The 14,853-nt window shown below is 63.5% G+C and carries 12 protein-coding genes and 1 pseudogene; 4 read left to right on the top strand and 9 right to left on the bottom strand.

Annotation, left to right across the window (positions count from 1 at the left end):
• A pseudogene (locus B2828_RS00780) lies at positions 1 to 182 on the bottom strand (IS1595 family transposase); the annotation flags it as partial.
• 377 nt (positions 183 to 559) lie between these two features.
• Between B2828_RS00780 and B2828_RS00785 the strand changes: the two are divergent.
• Positions 560 to 922, top strand: a complete 363-nt coding sequence (locus B2828_RS00785) for a hypothetical protein (protein ID WP_479631769.1) — start codon at positions 560 to 562, stop codon at positions 920 to 922.
• Here B2828_RS00785 and bioA read toward each other — a convergent pair whose 3' ends face one another.
• Both bioA and B2828_RS00795 read right to left on the bottom strand, forming a co-directional pair.
• On the bottom strand, positions 923 to 2,242 hold the full coding sequence (gene bioA / locus B2828_RS00790) for an adenosylmethionine--8-amino-7-oxononanoate transaminase (RefSeq protein ID WP_479631770.1): 1,320 nt from the start codon (positions 2,240 to 2,242) through the stop codon (positions 923 to 925). It abuts the gene before it with no gap.
• Positions 2,243 to 2,287: 45 nt separating this feature from the next.
• Positions 2,288 to 2,593 carry a hypothetical protein gene (locus B2828_RS00795; protein WP_479631771.1) on the bottom strand — a complete coding sequence of 102 codons (306 nt, stop codon included), beginning with the start codon at positions 2,591 to 2,593 and terminating at the stop codon, positions 2,288 to 2,290.
• Positions 2,594 to 2,640: 47 nt separating this feature from the next.
• On the opposite strand from B2828_RS00795, the gene B2828_RS00800 reads away from it, so the two are divergent.
• On the top strand, positions 2,641 to 3,519 hold the full coding sequence (locus B2828_RS00800) for a lysostaphin resistance A-like protein (protein ID WP_479631772.1): 879 nt from the start codon (positions 2,641 to 2,643) through the stop codon (positions 3,517 to 3,519).
• Between the two features lie 6 nt (positions 3,520 to 3,525).
• Here B2828_RS00800 and B2828_RS00805 read toward each other — a convergent pair whose 3' ends face one another.
• From B2828_RS00805 to B2828_RS00830, 6 genes are all read right to left on the bottom strand, one after another.
• On the bottom strand, positions 3,526 to 6,564 hold the full coding sequence (locus tag B2828_RS00805; protein WP_479631773.1) for an AAA family ATPase: 3,039 nt from the start codon (positions 6,562 to 6,564) through the stop codon (positions 3,526 to 3,528).
• Positions 6,565 to 6,636: 72 nt separating this feature from the next.
• Positions 6,637 to 7,911 (bottom strand): exonuclease SbcCD subunit D C-terminal domain-containing protein, encoded by a 1,275-nt coding sequence (locus tag B2828_RS00810; protein WP_479631774.1) that lies wholly within the window; start codon positions 7,909 to 7,911, stop codon positions 6,637 to 6,639.
• Between the two features lie 1,052 nt (positions 7,912 to 8,963).
• Complete coding sequence (locus tag B2828_RS00815) at positions 8,964 to 10,298, bottom strand: 3-deoxy-D-manno-octulosonic acid transferase (RefSeq protein ID WP_479631775.1); 1,335 nt, start codon at positions 10,296 to 10,298, stop codon at positions 8,964 to 8,966.
• A 12-nt stretch (positions 10,299 to 10,310) separates the two neighbouring features.
• A complete protein-coding gene (gene rsmD / locus B2828_RS00820; protein ID WP_479631776.1) occupies positions 10,311 to 10,865 on the bottom strand; it encodes a 16S rRNA (guanine(966)-N(2))-methyltransferase RsmD in 555 nt (184 codons plus the stop codon).
• Between the two features lie 39 nt (positions 10,866 to 10,904).
• Positions 10,905 to 11,810 (bottom strand): universal stress protein, encoded by a 906-nt coding sequence (locus B2828_RS00825; RefSeq protein ID WP_479631777.1) that lies wholly within the window; start codon positions 11,808 to 11,810, stop codon positions 10,905 to 10,907.
• A complete protein-coding gene (locus B2828_RS00830; protein ID WP_479631778.1) occupies positions 11,803 to 13,146 on the bottom strand; it encodes an Nramp family divalent metal transporter in 1,344 nt (447 codons plus the stop codon). The genes B2828_RS00825 and B2828_RS00830 overlap by 8 nt, the downstream gene beginning before the upstream one ends.
• Positions 13,147 to 13,305: 159 nt before the next feature.
• On the opposite strand from B2828_RS00830, the gene B2828_RS00835 reads away from it, so the two are divergent.
• Positions 13,306 to 13,809, top strand: coding sequence for a peptidoglycan endopeptidase (locus tag B2828_RS00835; RefSeq protein WP_479631779.1), 504 nt, complete (start codon positions 13,306 to 13,308; stop codon positions 13,807 to 13,809).
• Positions 13,810 to 13,871: 62 nt separating this feature from the next.
• Positions 13,872 to 14,852, top strand: a complete 981-nt coding sequence (queA, locus tag B2828_RS00840; RefSeq protein ID WP_479631780.1) for a tRNA preQ1(34) S-adenosylmethionine ribosyltransferase-isomerase QueA — start codon at positions 13,872 to 13,874, stop codon at positions 14,850 to 14,852.
• The last annotated feature ends 1 nt before the right edge of the window (position 14,853 follow it).

Genomic DNA, 14,853 nt, shown 5'->3' on the forward strand with positions numbered 1-14,853 from the left:
CGCCTCGGGCCGAAATAGCTCTCGTCGATTTCGACTTCACCGGCAAAGGGTCTGAATTCCTCGATGCTCAGAGCCAGCAAACGCTGGCGCAAAAGGCCGTAGATGCGGCTCACGCTCTGGCGGCGAATCCCCAGCAAGGCCGACGTTTTGAGTACACAAATGTCGTAAGCGAAATGATGCATAATCGCCCTAAATTTCCTCTCGGAAATGTGCGCATGCTCGATGTATCTGTTTTTCATTGTCCGCTAGCACTTTACGTATATGGATTCGTGCTAAAGCGGACATTACCCTCTCTGATTCGACCAAGGAGCCCGCGGGCAAAAAGCGTTCGCCATTGACGCCATCTCGGGCGTTTGCGATATTATCGCCTGACATTTTTAACATTATCTGCGCAGGCAGATCAGACGCTCCTAAACCTGACAATTTACCGCGTCCTCAAACCTGCTGGCTGCACCGAAGCAATCGGTGCGGTCCGGTCGTGCTTTGAGGACAGGCCTTGTCAGGGCCTAGGAGCGAACGCGGCTGGGCCGTGCCCTTTTTTGCCTGAGCCCCAGGCAAAATGTATCCCACAGAAAACACCCGGCATTACCGGCAGGCCATCCCCCTCGGGAACGGACTGCTCAACATCAGCTCCTTCGATTACCTGATCTTCACCGTCCTGGAGATCACCGGCATCTCTCCGGCGGAAATTCAAGCCGTACACGTCGACGCGGCCTTTCCCCTGCGCATCGCCCTCAAAGAGACGCCAGAGATGGTTCACGTTGCGGATTACCCGCTCAGGCTCGCCCCGGGCGAAACCGCCACATTCATGCTGCACACCACCTCGACCTCCCCCATCCTCCAGCGGTTCTGTTATCCCTCGAGGCCGGAGAAAGTCATCGTGACGACTGGCGCGGGGTTGCTGATTTTTGTCGCGGAATGATTAGCAGATCTCCTCGATCCCGAGGGCCAGCGCCTCGACACTCTGCTCGATCTGCGCCTCGGTGACGCACAGCGGCGGCATGAGAACCAGCGTATTCCCGGTAACGGGCCGGGTTAAAAGGCCGTGCTTGCGGGCGGCCACACAAACACGCGCCCCCACCTGCCCCTCCAGGCCATAGGGCTGGCCCGCGTCGTCCACGAGGTCGATCCCGGCCATGAAACCGCATTGGCGCACGGCCCCGACATGGCGCTGGCTTTCCAGCTCCCCAAGGAGGCGGCTCAAGAGGTCGATTTTCGGAGCCAATTTTTCGAGGACCTGCTCTTCGCGGAAAATCGCCAGGCTGGCCCGGGCGGCAGCGCAGGCCACCTGGTTGCCGGTGAAGCTGTGGCCGTAGAAGAAGCTCTTCGCCTCGGTGTAGTCGCCCAGGAAGGCTTCGTAGACCGCCTCAGTGGTGTAGGTGGCGCAGAGCGGCAAGTACCCGCCGCTGAGGCCCTTAGCGCAGGCGACGAAATCCGGCACGACGTTCTCATGGTGCGAAGCGAACATCTTGCCCGTGCGCCCAAAGCCGGTCATCACTTCGTCGGCGATGAGGAAAATGCCGTGGCGGTCGCACCAAGTGCGCAGCTGCGCGAGCATGCCCGAGGGCCAGAGGCGCATCCCGGCGGCCCCTTGCATCAGCGGCTCGATAACGACCGCAGCGATCTCGCCCACGTCGATGGCGTCCGCCGCGCCCGGCTCGGAGCGGGCGATGAGGTCATCAATGGAGCTAACGTGCGTGCACGGGAAATGAAACGCCGAGAAGCGCCCATGAAAAACATTGATGCCGCCAAGGCTGGAAGCGCCCATGGTGTCGCCATGGTAGGCGTTGGCGAAGGAGAGGAAGCGGTTGCGCCGGGGCTGGCCGCGATGTTGCCAGCACTGGACGGCCATTTTCACAGCGCACTCGATGGCGGTACTGCCGTCGTCGCCAAAAAAGACGCGGGTGAGCGGCCGGGGGACCTCCCGGGGCCAGAGACCGACAAGCTCCTCGGCCAGCAGGATGGCCTGCGGATTGGTGAACCCGAGGAAGGAGGTGTGGGCCACTTTGTCGAGTTGCTCGCGGATGGCGGCGTTGATCTTCGGGTGGCAATGGCCGTGGATGTTCGTCCAGATGGAGGAATTCCCGTCGATGTACTCCCGCCCTTCGCTGTCGCGCAGGATCGCGCCCCGGCCCTCCACCAGCACCAGCGGTTCATTTTCCGGCGCGCACCAGTCGCGCTGTTGGGTGAACGGGTGCCAGCAGTGGCGTTTGTCGGAGGCGATTAATTCGGCGGTAGTCATGGACATTTTTAAGGATATTATAAATTTCCCTAATTTACGTCAATTTTACTCCTCGTCTGGGGCCTCATCCGGCTCTTCGTCGCCGGGCTGGCGCCAGTCCCCTCCCCGGGCGGTGATCATTTTTTCAATAAGCGTGACGTCCTCGTAGGCGGCGCGGCGACGCTGGTATTTGCGAAAAAGCACGTCGCGCAGCTCAATGAGGTCAGGGAGCAGGGCGGGTTCGTGGTAGGTCCAGTCGAGGTCGCTGGCGAGTTTGCTCTGAATGCGCCAGGTGCCGCCGAACTTGGTGGCGCGCACTTCGCGTTTCTCGCCCTCGGCGGTGCGCTCGGTCCAAATGTGTTTGTTATGCATGGAAAGGATTGCGGGTGGGGGCGAATCTTGCCAAAACTTTCGCTACTTTGAAGCCGCTTTTCAAAATCCTTTTCTATTTGCTCGCAACGGTGGTCCTGGGGGCGCTCCTCGCCTCGCCTTTTTACTGGGGTGGCCACTGGCTGGCGGAGCACGGAACGCTCCCCGCGCTCGCGGAGGTGCCCTTCCGGCGTTACTTCCACCGCAGCCTCTTGGTGGCAGCTCTGGTGCTGCTCTGGCCAACGATCCGCTGGCTTCAAGTCCGGGCGCTCGGCCTGGCCCCCAACCCGCGCCGCTGGCAGGACTTGGGCGCGGGGTTTGCCTCGTCGTTTCTGGTGATGGCAGGCCTGGGCGCACTGATGCTGGCGCTGGGGATTGTGGAAATGCGCGGACACGTTAAAGGGTCGGTGTTCATGGGAGCGGCTACGGCGGCCATCGGGGCGTCGTTCCTGGAGGAATGGCTTTTCCGGGGGGCGATCCTGGGGCTCTTGGTGCATTCGATGAACCGTTACGGGGCGCTCTTTGCCACCTCGGCGCTTTTTTCGATCATCCACTTTTTCAAACCCAACACGCCTGACCCGGCCACGGTGGAGTGGTTCTCGGGGTTCGCGATGATCCCGGCGGCGTTCGCTAATTTCCAGGAGCCGTGGCTGGTGCTGGGCGGGTTTGTGACGCTTTTCCTGGTCGGCTGGACGCTGGGCTGGAGCCGCCTTAAGACGCGCTCGCTCTGGATGCCGATTGGGCTCCACGCGGGATGGGTTTTCGGCTTGAAGACGTTCTCCGGGGTGACACGCCGTGTGATCAAGGCGAATGAGACGATGCCCTGGTTTGGCGATACGCTCTATGTGGGCCTCGCCTCGGTGATCGCAATCCTCATTACGCTCAGCGTCGTTTGGCTGATCCTGCGCAAGCGGGAGGGGCGGGCGTAGGGATCTTTACGCCGCCAGGTCGCCCGGGAGGCGCAGTTCGCTGACGCCACCGAGGCGCTTTTCCACGCGGATCTGCACGGGGATGCGCTCTTTGAGCAGCTCGACGTGGGAGATGACGCCGACGGTCTTGTTGGCCAGGCGCAGGGAATCGAGCGCGGAAACGGCGAGGTCGAGCGTGTCGGCGTCGAGCGAGCCGAAGCCTTCGTCGATGAAGAGGGAGTCGATCCGGACGTTGCGCCCGGCGAGGTCAGAGAGGCCCAGGGCGAGCGCGAGGCTGGCCAGAAAGCTCTCGCCACCGGAGAGGCTGGCCATGGGGCGGATGGCCCCAGCCTGGTGCAGGTCGATGACTTCGAGCGTCAGTTCGCCCCCCTCCACGCGGCGCAGCCGGTAGCGGTCGCTCAGGCGGGTGAGGTGGCGATTGGCGTGGCGCACGAGCAGGTCGAGGGAAAGGCCTTGGGCGAATTCCTGGAATGCGTTCCCGCTGGCGGAGCCGATCATCTGGCGCAGGCGGCTCCAGACGGTGAGAGATTTCTCTTCTTTCTCCAGCTCGGCGAGCCCCTCGGCCAGGGATTGGCGGGCCTCACGGTCGCGCTCCAAGTCGGCGCGAACGGCGGCGCGGAGGTCAGTGGCGGCGGCGATCTCCGTTTCGAGACCGCGGCACTGTGTCTCCAGAGCGGCGAGGGCCTCCCCTTCCGGCGGACGGCTCTCGCTGCGAAGGCGCGCGATTTGGTCGCGAACCTGCCGGAGCTGCCCCCCAAGGGCCTGGGCTTGGGCGGTGTGGGCGGTTTCCCAACGCTCGATTTTCGCGGCTTCCCCGGGATCGAGCCGGGCGGCGCGCAGGGCCTCCACGTCGGCAAAAGCGGAACCGGCTAGCAGCTTGGTCAACTCGACGAGCTGGGCGGCAGAGGCTTTGTGCAGCTGGTCACACTGGGTCTGGCGCTCCTGGGCTTTGGCTCCGGCCTCGGCATGGCGGGATCGGAGCGCTTCGAGGCCTTCGCGGGCTTCTTCGAGGCTCCGCCAGCGCGGGAGAGGGCGGCCATCCGGGGCAGCGAGGTCGAGCCCCTCGGCCCATTTCGGGCTGGCAAGCCGTTCGGCTTCTTGCGAAAGGGCGCTCAGGCGGTCGCCCAGCGCGACGAGGCCGTTCTGGATGCCCACGCGCTTTTCGCGAAGCTGGATCACGCGGTTTTGCATGGAAAGCAAATGCTTCTCAGCCAGGTTGCGGGCGGCCTCGGCGGAGCGGATGGACTGGGTGAGCGCTTCGTGGTCGGCCCGGGTCTTCTCCAGTTCGGCGAAGGCTTCCTCCAGCGCGTCGACGGTAAAAATGCGCACCGAACGGGCGATGCGCTCGACGGCTTCGTGCTCGGAGGTCTGCTGCCAGCGGAGTTCGCCCCGGCGCTTGGTGATCCCGGCAAAGCGTTCTTCGGCGCGGGTCAGGTTCTCGGCAGCCAGGAGGGCCTCCTTGGCGGCGGTGTCGTTGGCCAGCTGAGCGGCGCTCAGGTTGCGGCGGGCTTCTTCGATGGGCGAATTGGCGAGCAGGCCACCCCGGCGGAACGGGTGATCCGGCGAACCGCAGAGCGGGCACGGCTTGCCGTCCTCCAGCTCGGCGCGCTGATCGGCCATGTCGGCGATGCGAATTTCAAACTCCAGGGCAACGCGCGCGGAGTCGAGCAGCTTTGCCTGGGCCTCGGCTTCCTGGGAGGTCTCGTCTTTTTCGCGGCGGGCGGTCTCGATATCGGCTTCGAGCGCGGTCTCGTCATCGGCCAGGCGGGCGGCCTCGGCGGCGGTGGCGTCGCGTTTTTCCATGGCGGCGCGCAAAGCCAGCAGCGCATTGCGGCGGTCTTCGAGTTTGGTAAATTCCTGAATGGCCGCCTCCAGCGTGCGGCCCCGGAGCCCTTGATCGAGCTTGTGGGTCGCCTCGGCCACGCGGGCTTCGGCGGCTTTCTCGGCTTTTTCGGCCTCGGCCAGCCCTTCGTCGAGTTTCGCGACTTCCTCCCGAGCGCTCGCGATGGCGGCCTCGGCTTCCGCGACCCGGCTAGCGGCGACGCTCTGGGCAGCCCGCAACCCGGCGGAGAGTTCGCGGCGGGCAGTTTCGGCCCCTGCCGCGGCTTCCCCAGACTGAATCAAAAGGGCGGCGTGCTGGCGCTTGAGGGCGTCAAGGGTCTGGAGCGGGGCGGCAAAGGGTTCCGTTTGGCGATGGCGCGCCAGGCGTTCCCGGTTCGGCGCGGCGACCTCGGCTTCGCGGGCCAGGGCGGCTTCGCGTTCGGCGAGCCCGGCTTCCTCGCCCAAGCGGGCTAGCAGTTGACGCCCGGCTTCCACCTGGGCGGCGGCTCCGGCGCGTTCGGCGGTGAGCTGCGCGATCCGGGCGGAAAGGGCGTCGATTTCCCCGGCTTTGGCGGCGCGCTCCTCCTCAGTAAAGAGCGTCACCCGGCCCAGGGCTTCGCGGCGGGCGGCCAGGGCGTTTTCCCGGTCGGTGGCCTCGCGGAAGGCCAGGCGGCTTAACTCGGAGTAGACGATGGTGCCGGTGAGGCTCTCCAGCAGCGCGGCCCGCTCCTGGGGCTTGGATTTGAAAAATTGGCCAAACTCCCCCTGGGCCAGCAGGACGGAGCGGCGAAAGCGTTCGTAGTCCAGCCCGGTGAGCTCCTCGATGATGCGATCCGCCTCGTCGATTTTCTGCGCCAGGACGCTCCCCGTCCCTTCTTCTAAGACGCTGCGGCGGGCGGCTTGCAGCTTGCCGTCGGGTTTGTTGCGGGCGCGGCGCAGCTCCCAGCGCGCGACGAAGCGGCCCCGGGGCACTTCGAAGAGGACTTCGGCCTGGCAAGACCCGCTCTGTCGGCTCATCATGTTCTCCGGGTTGGGCGTTTTGCCGTACCGGGAGGCGCGTCCGTAGAGGGCGAGCGTCAGGGCGTCCAGGAGAGTCGATTTTCCCGCGCCGGTCGGCCCCGTGATCGCGAAAATTCCCGCCTCGGCCAGAGCGCCATGCTCCAGATCAATGTCGCCGCGAGGCAACGAGTTGAGGTTTTCGAACTGAATTCGGAGAATGCGCATGGGGGAAATCGGGAACTAAAGCTGTACACCATACCAAGTTCCCCCGGGATTTCCGACAATTTATCGGAAAAATTATTGCTCCGGAGCTTCCAGATAGCGGTTGTAAAGCTCAGCAAAAGCCGTTTCGAGCGCCGCCCGCGAGCCCGCGTCGAGGTCCGGCTCCGCGTCGAGCCGCCGCTGGAAGACCGCCTTGGGGTCTGAAAGCAGGTCTTCCGCCTCCTGGTCGGCCTGGCGGTCGGTCAGTTCGAGCCCGGGACGTGCCGCCGCGTTTTCGGCGCTAACTTTGACGACCTGGAAGGGGCGACCTTTGGCCAGCTCCTGAACTTCCTCGTAGAGCTCGGCCCCGGGAAGCCCCCCTTCGACGACGACCTCCACCCACGGCGTCAGCTCCGAGGGCTGGGGCTGGAAATCCGCCAGCGCTGTCTTGAGCCCGGCAGCCGGGGTCTTCAGCACGGCGAGGGTGCGCGGCTGCGGCACGGGCAGGGCCACGCTGGAGCGGAGCGCGCCGTCTTCAAAGTCGAGGAGCCGCAACTCCTTGGCGTCGGCCACCTCGCCAAAGCTCAAGGCGAGCGGGGAGCCGCTGTATCGGATATGATCTAGTCCTCCCACCGATTGGGGCCGGTGAAGATGCCCCAGGGCCACGTAGGAAAATTCCCCAGGGAAGGCATCCGCACCCACCTGACCCAACCCGCCGACGTGGATTTCCCGCTCGCTTTCCGAGACCGCCGAACCGAGCGCCGTGAGGTGCCCCATGGCTAGGAGCGGCACGCCGCGCCGGGTCCAATCCGCCGCCGCCTCAGCCGTCTCGCGGTAGCGCGCGCGGATCCCTTCGCGCAGGTCGCGTTCGATCTCCGCCGCGCTCTGGCCGAGGCGCCCGGTGCGCAGATCGCGTTCCCGCAAAAACGGAACCGCTGCCACGACCAGCGCTGCATTTTCAGCCGAGGGGAGCGGAATGAGCCACTCGGCTTTGTCGGCGGGCACCGTAGCTGTTACGCGGGTCCTTAAAACGCCGAGCAGCGTTTTAGGGGCTTCCAACTGCGAGGGCGAATCGTGGTTGCCCGCAGTGATGACGGCCTCGCAGGAGGTCTCGCGGTAGAGCGCGGAGAGAAAGTCATAATAGAGACGCTCGGCGGCTTTCGGCGGCGTGGCCCCGTCGAAGACATCGCCCGCGACCAAGAGCGCATCGACCTGCGTGGCGATAAGCGTTTCCAAAAGGAAGGCGAGGAAACGGCGAAAATCTTCCGTGCGGTCGAGATCCGCCAGCGGCTTGCCCAAATGCCAATCCGCCGTATGCACGACGCGCAAAGCGCCCTTGCGCTTGGGGGGAATGGGATGGGCGGGATTCATGATCGGCAAACTATGCCGCCACTTTTCGCCCCATGCCAGCACGTAAACAATGAATCCGGCGGGCTAACGCGGTTTGCTGCGCGTGCCTGTGGGGGGAGGAAAAAAAAGTTTGGACCCCGATTTTCTCGAATCCGCAGCGATGAGCCCAGCGACGTAGTTGGAGAAATTGCGGCGGCGAAGTTTCGCGAGCCGTTGCCCCTCCTGCAATAGTTCTTCGGGTAATGAAATCGAGGTTCGTCGGGTTGAACTCTCCATAATGAATGACAGACGGCGTAATACGACCTTTCCCCACGCACGGGCAAGCATATTCAAGTATGAGTGGCAAATCCGCTATCTGCAATTTTACCACTGGACGAAAGTCTCACTTTGTAATATCTTAATCAAATCCCAATGGGTTCGGGGATTTATAAGCGAAACCCACTTGGATTAAAAAAAAATCCCCAAGCGGATTTTTTATACATCCAGAAAGGCGTTTCCGCCGTTAAGTAAAGCGAACCCTAACGAGGACCTTCCTATCAAACGTACCAGTATCACCCTAGAAGATCCGGTTTATGAAGCCGGGCAACAGATCGCAGCCAAACGTGGATTCGGTCAGTCGTTTTCCGCATACATCGCCTGGTTGATTCAGCGCGACGCGGAAGGCGGTGTGACTCGTGAAGATGTTCTTCACGCCGCCACTGCAACCCCTGCGCGCAAGACGACCCGCGGCGCTAAAAGCGTTAAACCCGCTAAAGCAGCCAAGCCGGCCAAACCCGCCAAACGCGCAAAGGCTAAGAAGTAATTCCCTTAACCCAAGGGAATTGCGATCTGCCTAGCCCTCTCCACCGAGGGCCGGACGTGAAAGTATTATGTCAACGCGCTTCAAGCTGCCAACCACGGCTTGGAGCGCGTTGTTTTGTATTTAAATAACGATTCCCCGTTCGTACATCAGCGCAGATCATTACGTACGCTTAGGCAATTTCCCCAAGCTTAATTGAAGCAGAACCTCCTGTAATATTAAGAATCCTTTAACTTTATTAAGATCCCGTTAAGCTTATTTGCGTTAACGGGCCTTAATACAATAGCAAGTTGGCAGTGCGGCTATTGGCGCCAAGATGCACTTCGAGCACACGCTTGGCAGCAGCGACAAGTGCTTCGCCGCGCGCGGGAGTTTCAAGTAGTTCGCCGACGGCCCGCGTGAGTTCCGCTTCGCTGGAGACCTGCACCGCTCCGTTAGCGGCGAGAAATTGACGCACCAGCGCTTCGAAGTTTTCCATGTGCGAACCGAAGACAACGGGACGCCCCACGAGGACGGGCTCGGCTGGGTTCTGACCGCCAATGGCCGTAAGGCTTTTGCCGATAAAGCAAACAGAGGCCACGGCGTACCAGTCCCGCAGTTCGCCGGTTGTGTTGACGATGAGGACATCCGGACGCGGGCTGCCAGCAGTGGCATCGGGTAGGGTGGAGCGGAGCGCGACGGTGAGGCCGCTTGCGCGCAGCTCGCTTTCCACCTCGGGGGTCCGCTCGACATGACGCGGCACGACGATCAGGAAAAGCTCGGGCCAGCGTTGGCGCAATGCGGCAAGCACGCGGGCGAGGATCGCCTCTTCGCCGGGAAAGGTGCTGCCGCCTAGAAGAATGGGCGTCCCCGGGGTGACGCCGACGCGGCCCAGTAGTGCGCGGAACTCCGCGATATGACCGGCTTCGCTCACAGCAAAATCATATTTCAAGCTGCCGGTGCAATGAAGCGCCTCGGGCCGCACTCCAAGCGCCTGCCAGCGGGCAAGATCTTCCGGCTCCTGGACGCAAACGCGCTCAATCATACCGAAGAAAGGCCCCGTCCAGCGGATCCACTTGCGGAATCCGCGTTCGGACTTCGGGCTGAGGCGGGCATTGACGATGGAAACGGGAATTCCGCGCTGGAAGCATTCGGCGACCATGTTGGGCCAGAGTTCCTTATCAACCATGATGAGCTGCGAGGGGCGCACGAGGGCCAGCGTACGGCGAACGCCGGGCAGCCAGTCGACGGGATAGTAGATGAGCTCAAAGGGCAGACCGCCGCGCGCGATCTGTTCGCGGGCCACGGTGAAGCCGGTGGAGGTGGTGGCCGAAATCAGCACACGGGCCTCAGGCCGTTCGGACAGCAGAACGCGGGCAAGCTTGAGGCCCATCATCATTTCGCCGACGCTGACGGCGTGAATCCAGATCCAGCCGCCGCAGCCCAGGGTCTCGCGATCCTGGGGGGAAAACAAGCCAAGCCGCTGGCCGAATTTTTCGGCGTAGTGCCCCCGCCGGAACATGCGCCCCAGGTAGGCGGGCAGGAGGAGCAGAAAGACAACGGGAAAGAGCAACCGGTAGACCGAGAGCGGCAGCCGGGCGGCAGCGGGAAAAGAACGGGAACTGGGCATGACGGAAAAAGATCAGGCGCGCCGGAGGTAGGCGACTTCGGTGGCTCCGTAACGGCGCTCGCGGAGCAGCTCCCAGCCGGAGTCTTTTGGGAGAGGCGCGCCGGGAAGTTTTTCGAGAATAAAAAGGCCGCCAGGAGCGAGCGCGTGGGCCAGGGCCGGTTCGCCAAGCAGTTCGAGGCCGAAGTCGCGCTCGCCTTTCGCCTTGGCGTAGGGCGGGTCGGCGATGATGATATTAAAGACCGCCTCGGGGGCCACGCGGTGGAGATAGCTGAAGACATCCATCATGTGAACCGTGGCTCCTTGCAGCTTCGTTTTGGCGAGGTTGGCGCGGATGGCCGCCTCAGCGCGGGCGTCTTTTTCCACCAAGTCGGCGGAGGCCGCACCCCGGCTCAGCGCCTCGATGCCCAGCGACCCGCTGCCGGAAAAAAGATCCAGCACACGGGCGTCGATGATCGACTCGCCAAGGCTGTCGAAAATGGCTCCCTTCACGCGGTCCATGGTGGGCCGCAAATCGGTTTTGGGCGCAATCAAGGGGATCCCCCCGGCAATGCCTGATACAACTCGCATCCCGCCAAGCTAACGAAACCGGAGGCTCGGGGGAAAGGATTATTCCTCCGCGCCGGGAATCAGCAGCAGCGGGCGGTAGATGCGGTTAAAAACCTTCGGGGCCACGCTGCCGCTCCAGAAGGCGTCCATGCCAGCGCGCGCGGAGGTCCCCATGACGATCCAGTCCACGCCAAGGCTCTGCGCGGCATCGGAAATCACCTGGGCCACTTCGCCTTCGATCACATGGCCGCTGACGTGCACGGCGGGATCGCTCTGCAACTGCTCGGCAAGGCTCTGGATGTAATGCACGGCGTCCTCTTTCACCAGGTCGAGCATCGCCTTGGTAGTGGCGGGCAGCAGGATGCGCGAGGAGGTCTCGGCTCCGGAAAGCGTTCCCGGCGTGGGGACGACCATGAGGAGCTTAAGGCAGGTACTGCACGCCTTGGCCAGCGCTGCGGCGACGGGCAGGGCCACCTCGCGGACCTCGGAGCCGTCGAGCGGGACCAGGAGCGGCCCACCGTTGGAGAGCGGGGCGACGCCACCGGGGCCGGGCCGCACGAGCAGAACGGGGATGCGCGCCGCCGAGACTTTCTGGGCAAGGTTGCCGAAAAGCCACTGTTTCAAGCCGCTTTTGCCGTGGGTGCACATGGCGACCAGGTCGGAGCCAAACTCGTGCGCGTGATCAACAATCGACTGAGCCACGTCGGCGATCGCCACGGTGTGGACGTGCTGGTCCACGGTGATCTCGGGCGGGAAGTAGCGCCTGCGAACGTCATCCAGGTAGTTCTCGGCCTCGGCGGGCAGCGTCAAGTGCGTCTCGCCGTGGATCTGGCGCGGCGGGTTGCGTTCGATGACGTGCACCAGCGTGACGGAAGCACCGAGCGCCCTGGCCAGCTGCACGGCAGTGGGGAGCACGGTCTCGGCCAGCCGCGATCCGTCGAGCGGGATGATGATGTGCTTAAACATGGGAGGCGAAAAGGTCGGTAAACGTTTGGATGAGCAGCCAGACATTGAGCGCGATGATGACGGCGGCAACGCCCCAGGCAATGGCGGTCGTAAAGGGGTGGTTGACGAGATTACCCATCAGGTCCTTGCGCCGGGTGAACAGGATGAGCGGCACCAGCGCGAAGGGGAGCCCGAAGCTTAGGACGACCTGGCTTAAAACCAGCGTCTGGGTCGGCTCCAGCCCGATGGCGATGACGGCCAGGGAGGGAACCATCGTAACGGCGCGCCGCAGCCAGATGGGAATCTGCCGACGCATGAAGCCCTGCATGACAACCTGCCCGGCCATGGTGCCGACGGAGGCCGAGGAGAGCCCGGAGGCGAGCAGCGAAATGGCGAAGACCCAGCTCGAAGCGTGCCCGAGGAGCGGCTCAAGGGTGCGGTGGGCGTCCTCCAGCGTGGCCACCTGGGTGTGGCCGGTTTTGTAGAACGTCGTGGCGGCCATAACGAGCATGGCCATGTTGACCAGGCCCGCGATGCCCATGGCGATGCCGACGTCAACCAGCTCAAACTGGAAGAGGCGCAGCGCCCGCTTGGGGTCGCGCGTGGTGATGCGGTTCTGCGTCAGGGCGGAGTGCAGGAAAATGACATGCGGCATGACGGTGGCCCCGAGAATGCCCGTTGCCAGGAGAACGCCCCCCCCGGGGAGCTGCGGGATGAAGGCGTGGCGGGCCACCTGGGCCCAGTCCGGCGGGCTGAACCACGTTTCCAGCAGGTAAGAAACAGCGATGACGCCAACGAGCACGCCGATGATGGCTTCCGTTTTGCGGAACCCGCGCACCTCCGCGCCCAGGACGAGGAAGGTGATGACGGCGGTGAGCAGGGCCGAGGGGAAAAGCGGCAGGCCAAAAAGGAGGTTGAAGCCGATGGCCGCGCCGATGAACTCGGCCAGGTCGGTCGCCATGGCGACGACTTCCATCATCACCCACATGAGCCAGACGATGGGCCGGGGAAATTCGTTGCGGCAATGTTCGGCCAGGTTCCTGCCGGTGGCGATGCCGAGCTTGGCCGAGAGCGCCTGGACCAGGAGGGCCATCAAGTTGCTGGCGACGACGACCCAAAGCAGGGTGTAGCCAAACTGCGCCCCGGCTTGGATATTGGTGGCGAAGTTGCCGGGATCGATATAGGCCACGCAGGCAATGAAGGCGGGCCCAAGAAAGGGAAGGAGCCGCGCGAGCGATCCCTTCTTGCTATCCCCGGACAGGATGTCCATGGCCGCTGCCACGGTGGGCGCGTCGGCCGGTTTGACCTCCGTCCGTTCAATATCGTTCGGCTGCCCAGAAGGCAGAGAATGAGTCATTGGTACCGTTATGGTGGGAGGGCGTAGGGAAAGTCAAACCGCAAATCAGGCCGGGCCTCCGGGGCGCGCCGCCGGGGAGGTGAGAAAAATTTGCATAGGAGCTGTTGCATTTTTCAGGGAAATCATAAAATCGCCCCGATGCTTTTCTCTCGATCCCTTTTGCACTCTTTTGTTGCCCTCGCGGCCCTGGCCCTCAGCGTTATTCTGACCGGCTGCGGCAGCCCGGCTCCGTATCGCTACACCTACATCCCCGGCAAGACGGCCGTGGTGCAGTCCGGCCGCGCGGTCGCCCCGCCCGAGGCACCGGCCCGGGTGAAAGCCGCCATCGAGGCGGGCAACCGGATCGCGGGGCTCCCGTACCGGATGGGCGGCGGCCATGCCCGGCTCAACGATTCGGCCTACGATTGCTCCGGAGCCTCTTCCTTCGTGCTCCGGCAGGCGGGGCTGCTGGAGACGACGATTCCCTCCTACGGGTTCCGCCACTACGGGGAGCGCGGCTATGGGGACTGGATCAGCGTCTATGCCCGCAAGGGGCATGTGTTCCTGGTGGTGGCCGGGCTGCGGTTTGACACCGGCTACGGCAAGGGGGCCAAGGGGCCTCGGTGGACGACGGCCAGCCGCCCGGCGGACGGCTGCGTGGTGCGCCATCCGGAAGGGTTTTAGGACAAAAGCGAGGCGGTCCCCTTGCGTCCGGCCCGCTTTCCTGTTTTGCTTGTCCCTCGCCAATGAGCCTTTACACCCGCGATTATGATTTCCTGCTCCCAGAGGAACAGATAGCCCGCTATCCCCTGCCCCACCGCGAGGATTCCCGGATGCTCGTGCTGCACCGGGCCGAACACCGGATCGAACACCGCCATTTTCGCGATTTCCCCTCCTATTTGCAGGCAGGCGACCTGGTGGTGCTCAATGATACCAAGGTGATCCATGCCCGGGTGTTTTCCGACGACGGCAAGATCGAGCTGCTCTTTCTCGAAGCCGCAGGGGAGGCTACCTGGAAGTGCATGGTGAAGCCGGGCCGCCGGATGCGCGAGGGTCGCACGGTAACGGTGGGCGGCATTGAGGGAACGGTCACGGGGATTTTGGAAACGGGCGAGCGGATCATCCATTTCGCCGCGCCGATCGACCTCGAAAAAGTGGGCAAGCTCCCGCTACCGCCCTACTTTCAGCGACAATGCGAACCGGGCGACGAGGAGCGCTACCAGACGGTCTACGCCCACGTGCCGGGGGCAGTGGCCGCTCCCACGGCGGGGCTGCATTTCACGCCGGAGATTTTAGAAAAAACGCCCCACGCCTTTGTGACTCTGCACGTAGGCGCGGGGACGTTCAAACCGGTTAAAGAAGACTGCCTCACTAACCACATCATGCATCGGGAGTCGTACTCTGTTTCGGAGGAAACGGCGCTGGCGGTGGCATCGGCGCGGCGCGTGATCGCGGTGGGCACGACGAGCATGCGCGTGCTGGAATCGCGGGCCCGCGACGCTGGCAGCGTGACACCCGGCTCGGGCAGCACGGATATTTTCATCTACCCCGGCTTTCAGTTCCGCTCCGTCGGCGCGCTGCTGACGAATTTCCACCTACCGAAGTCCACTTTGCTAATGTTGGTGTCGGCCTTTGCCGGGCGGGAGTTCGTCCTGGAGGCCTACCACGAGGCCATCCGCGAAGGCTACCGCTTCTACAGCTACGGCGACTGCATGCTGATTCTGTAAC

The sequence above is a fragment of the Spartobacteria bacterium UBA695 genome, from assembly GCA_002298145.1.
GTDB lineage: Bacteria > Verrucomicrobiota > Verrucomicrobiia > Chthoniobacterales > Chthoniobacteraceae > UBA695.

What these genes read in the sequence shown, in the direction of transcription:
- bioA (WP_479631770.1), bottom strand. Translation starts at nt 2,242, where the DNA reads ATGACTACCGCCGAATTAATCGCCTCCGACAAACGCCACTGCTGGCAC.
- B2828_RS00810 (WP_479631774.1), bottom strand. Translation starts at nt 7,911, where the DNA reads ATGAATCCCGCCCATCCCATTCCCCCCAAGCGCAAGGGCGCTTTGCGC.
- B2828_RS00785 (WP_479631769.1), top strand. Translation starts at nt 560, where the DNA reads ATGTATCCCACAGAAAACACCCGGCATTACCGGCAGGCCATCCCCCTC.
- B2828_RS00830 (WP_479631778.1), bottom strand. Translation starts at nt 13,146, where the DNA reads ATGACTCATTCTCTGCCTTCTGGGCAGCCGAACGATATTGAACGGACG.
- B2828_RS00825 (WP_479631777.1), bottom strand. Translation starts at nt 11,810, where the DNA reads ATGTTTAAGCACATCATCATCCCGCTCGACGGATCGCGGCTGGCCGAG.
- queA (WP_479631780.1), top strand. Translation starts at nt 13,872, where the DNA reads ATGAGCCTTTACACCCGCGATTATGATTTCCTGCTCCCAGAGGAACAG.
- B2828_RS00815 (WP_479631775.1), bottom strand. Translation starts at nt 10,298, where the DNA reads ATGCCCAGTTCCCGTTCTTTTCCCGCTGCCGCCCGGCTGCCGCTCTCG.
- rsmD (WP_479631776.1), bottom strand. Translation starts at nt 10,865, where the DNA reads ATGCGAGTTGTATCAGGCATTGCCGGGGGGATCCCCTTGATTGCGCCC.
- B2828_RS00795 (WP_479631771.1), bottom strand. Translation starts at nt 2,593, where the DNA reads ATGCATAACAAACACATTTGGACCGAGCGCACCGCCGAGGGCGAGAAA.
- B2828_RS00805 (WP_479631773.1), bottom strand. Translation starts at nt 6,564, where the DNA reads ATGCGCATTCTCCGAATTCAGTTCGAAAACCTCAACTCGTTGCCTCGC.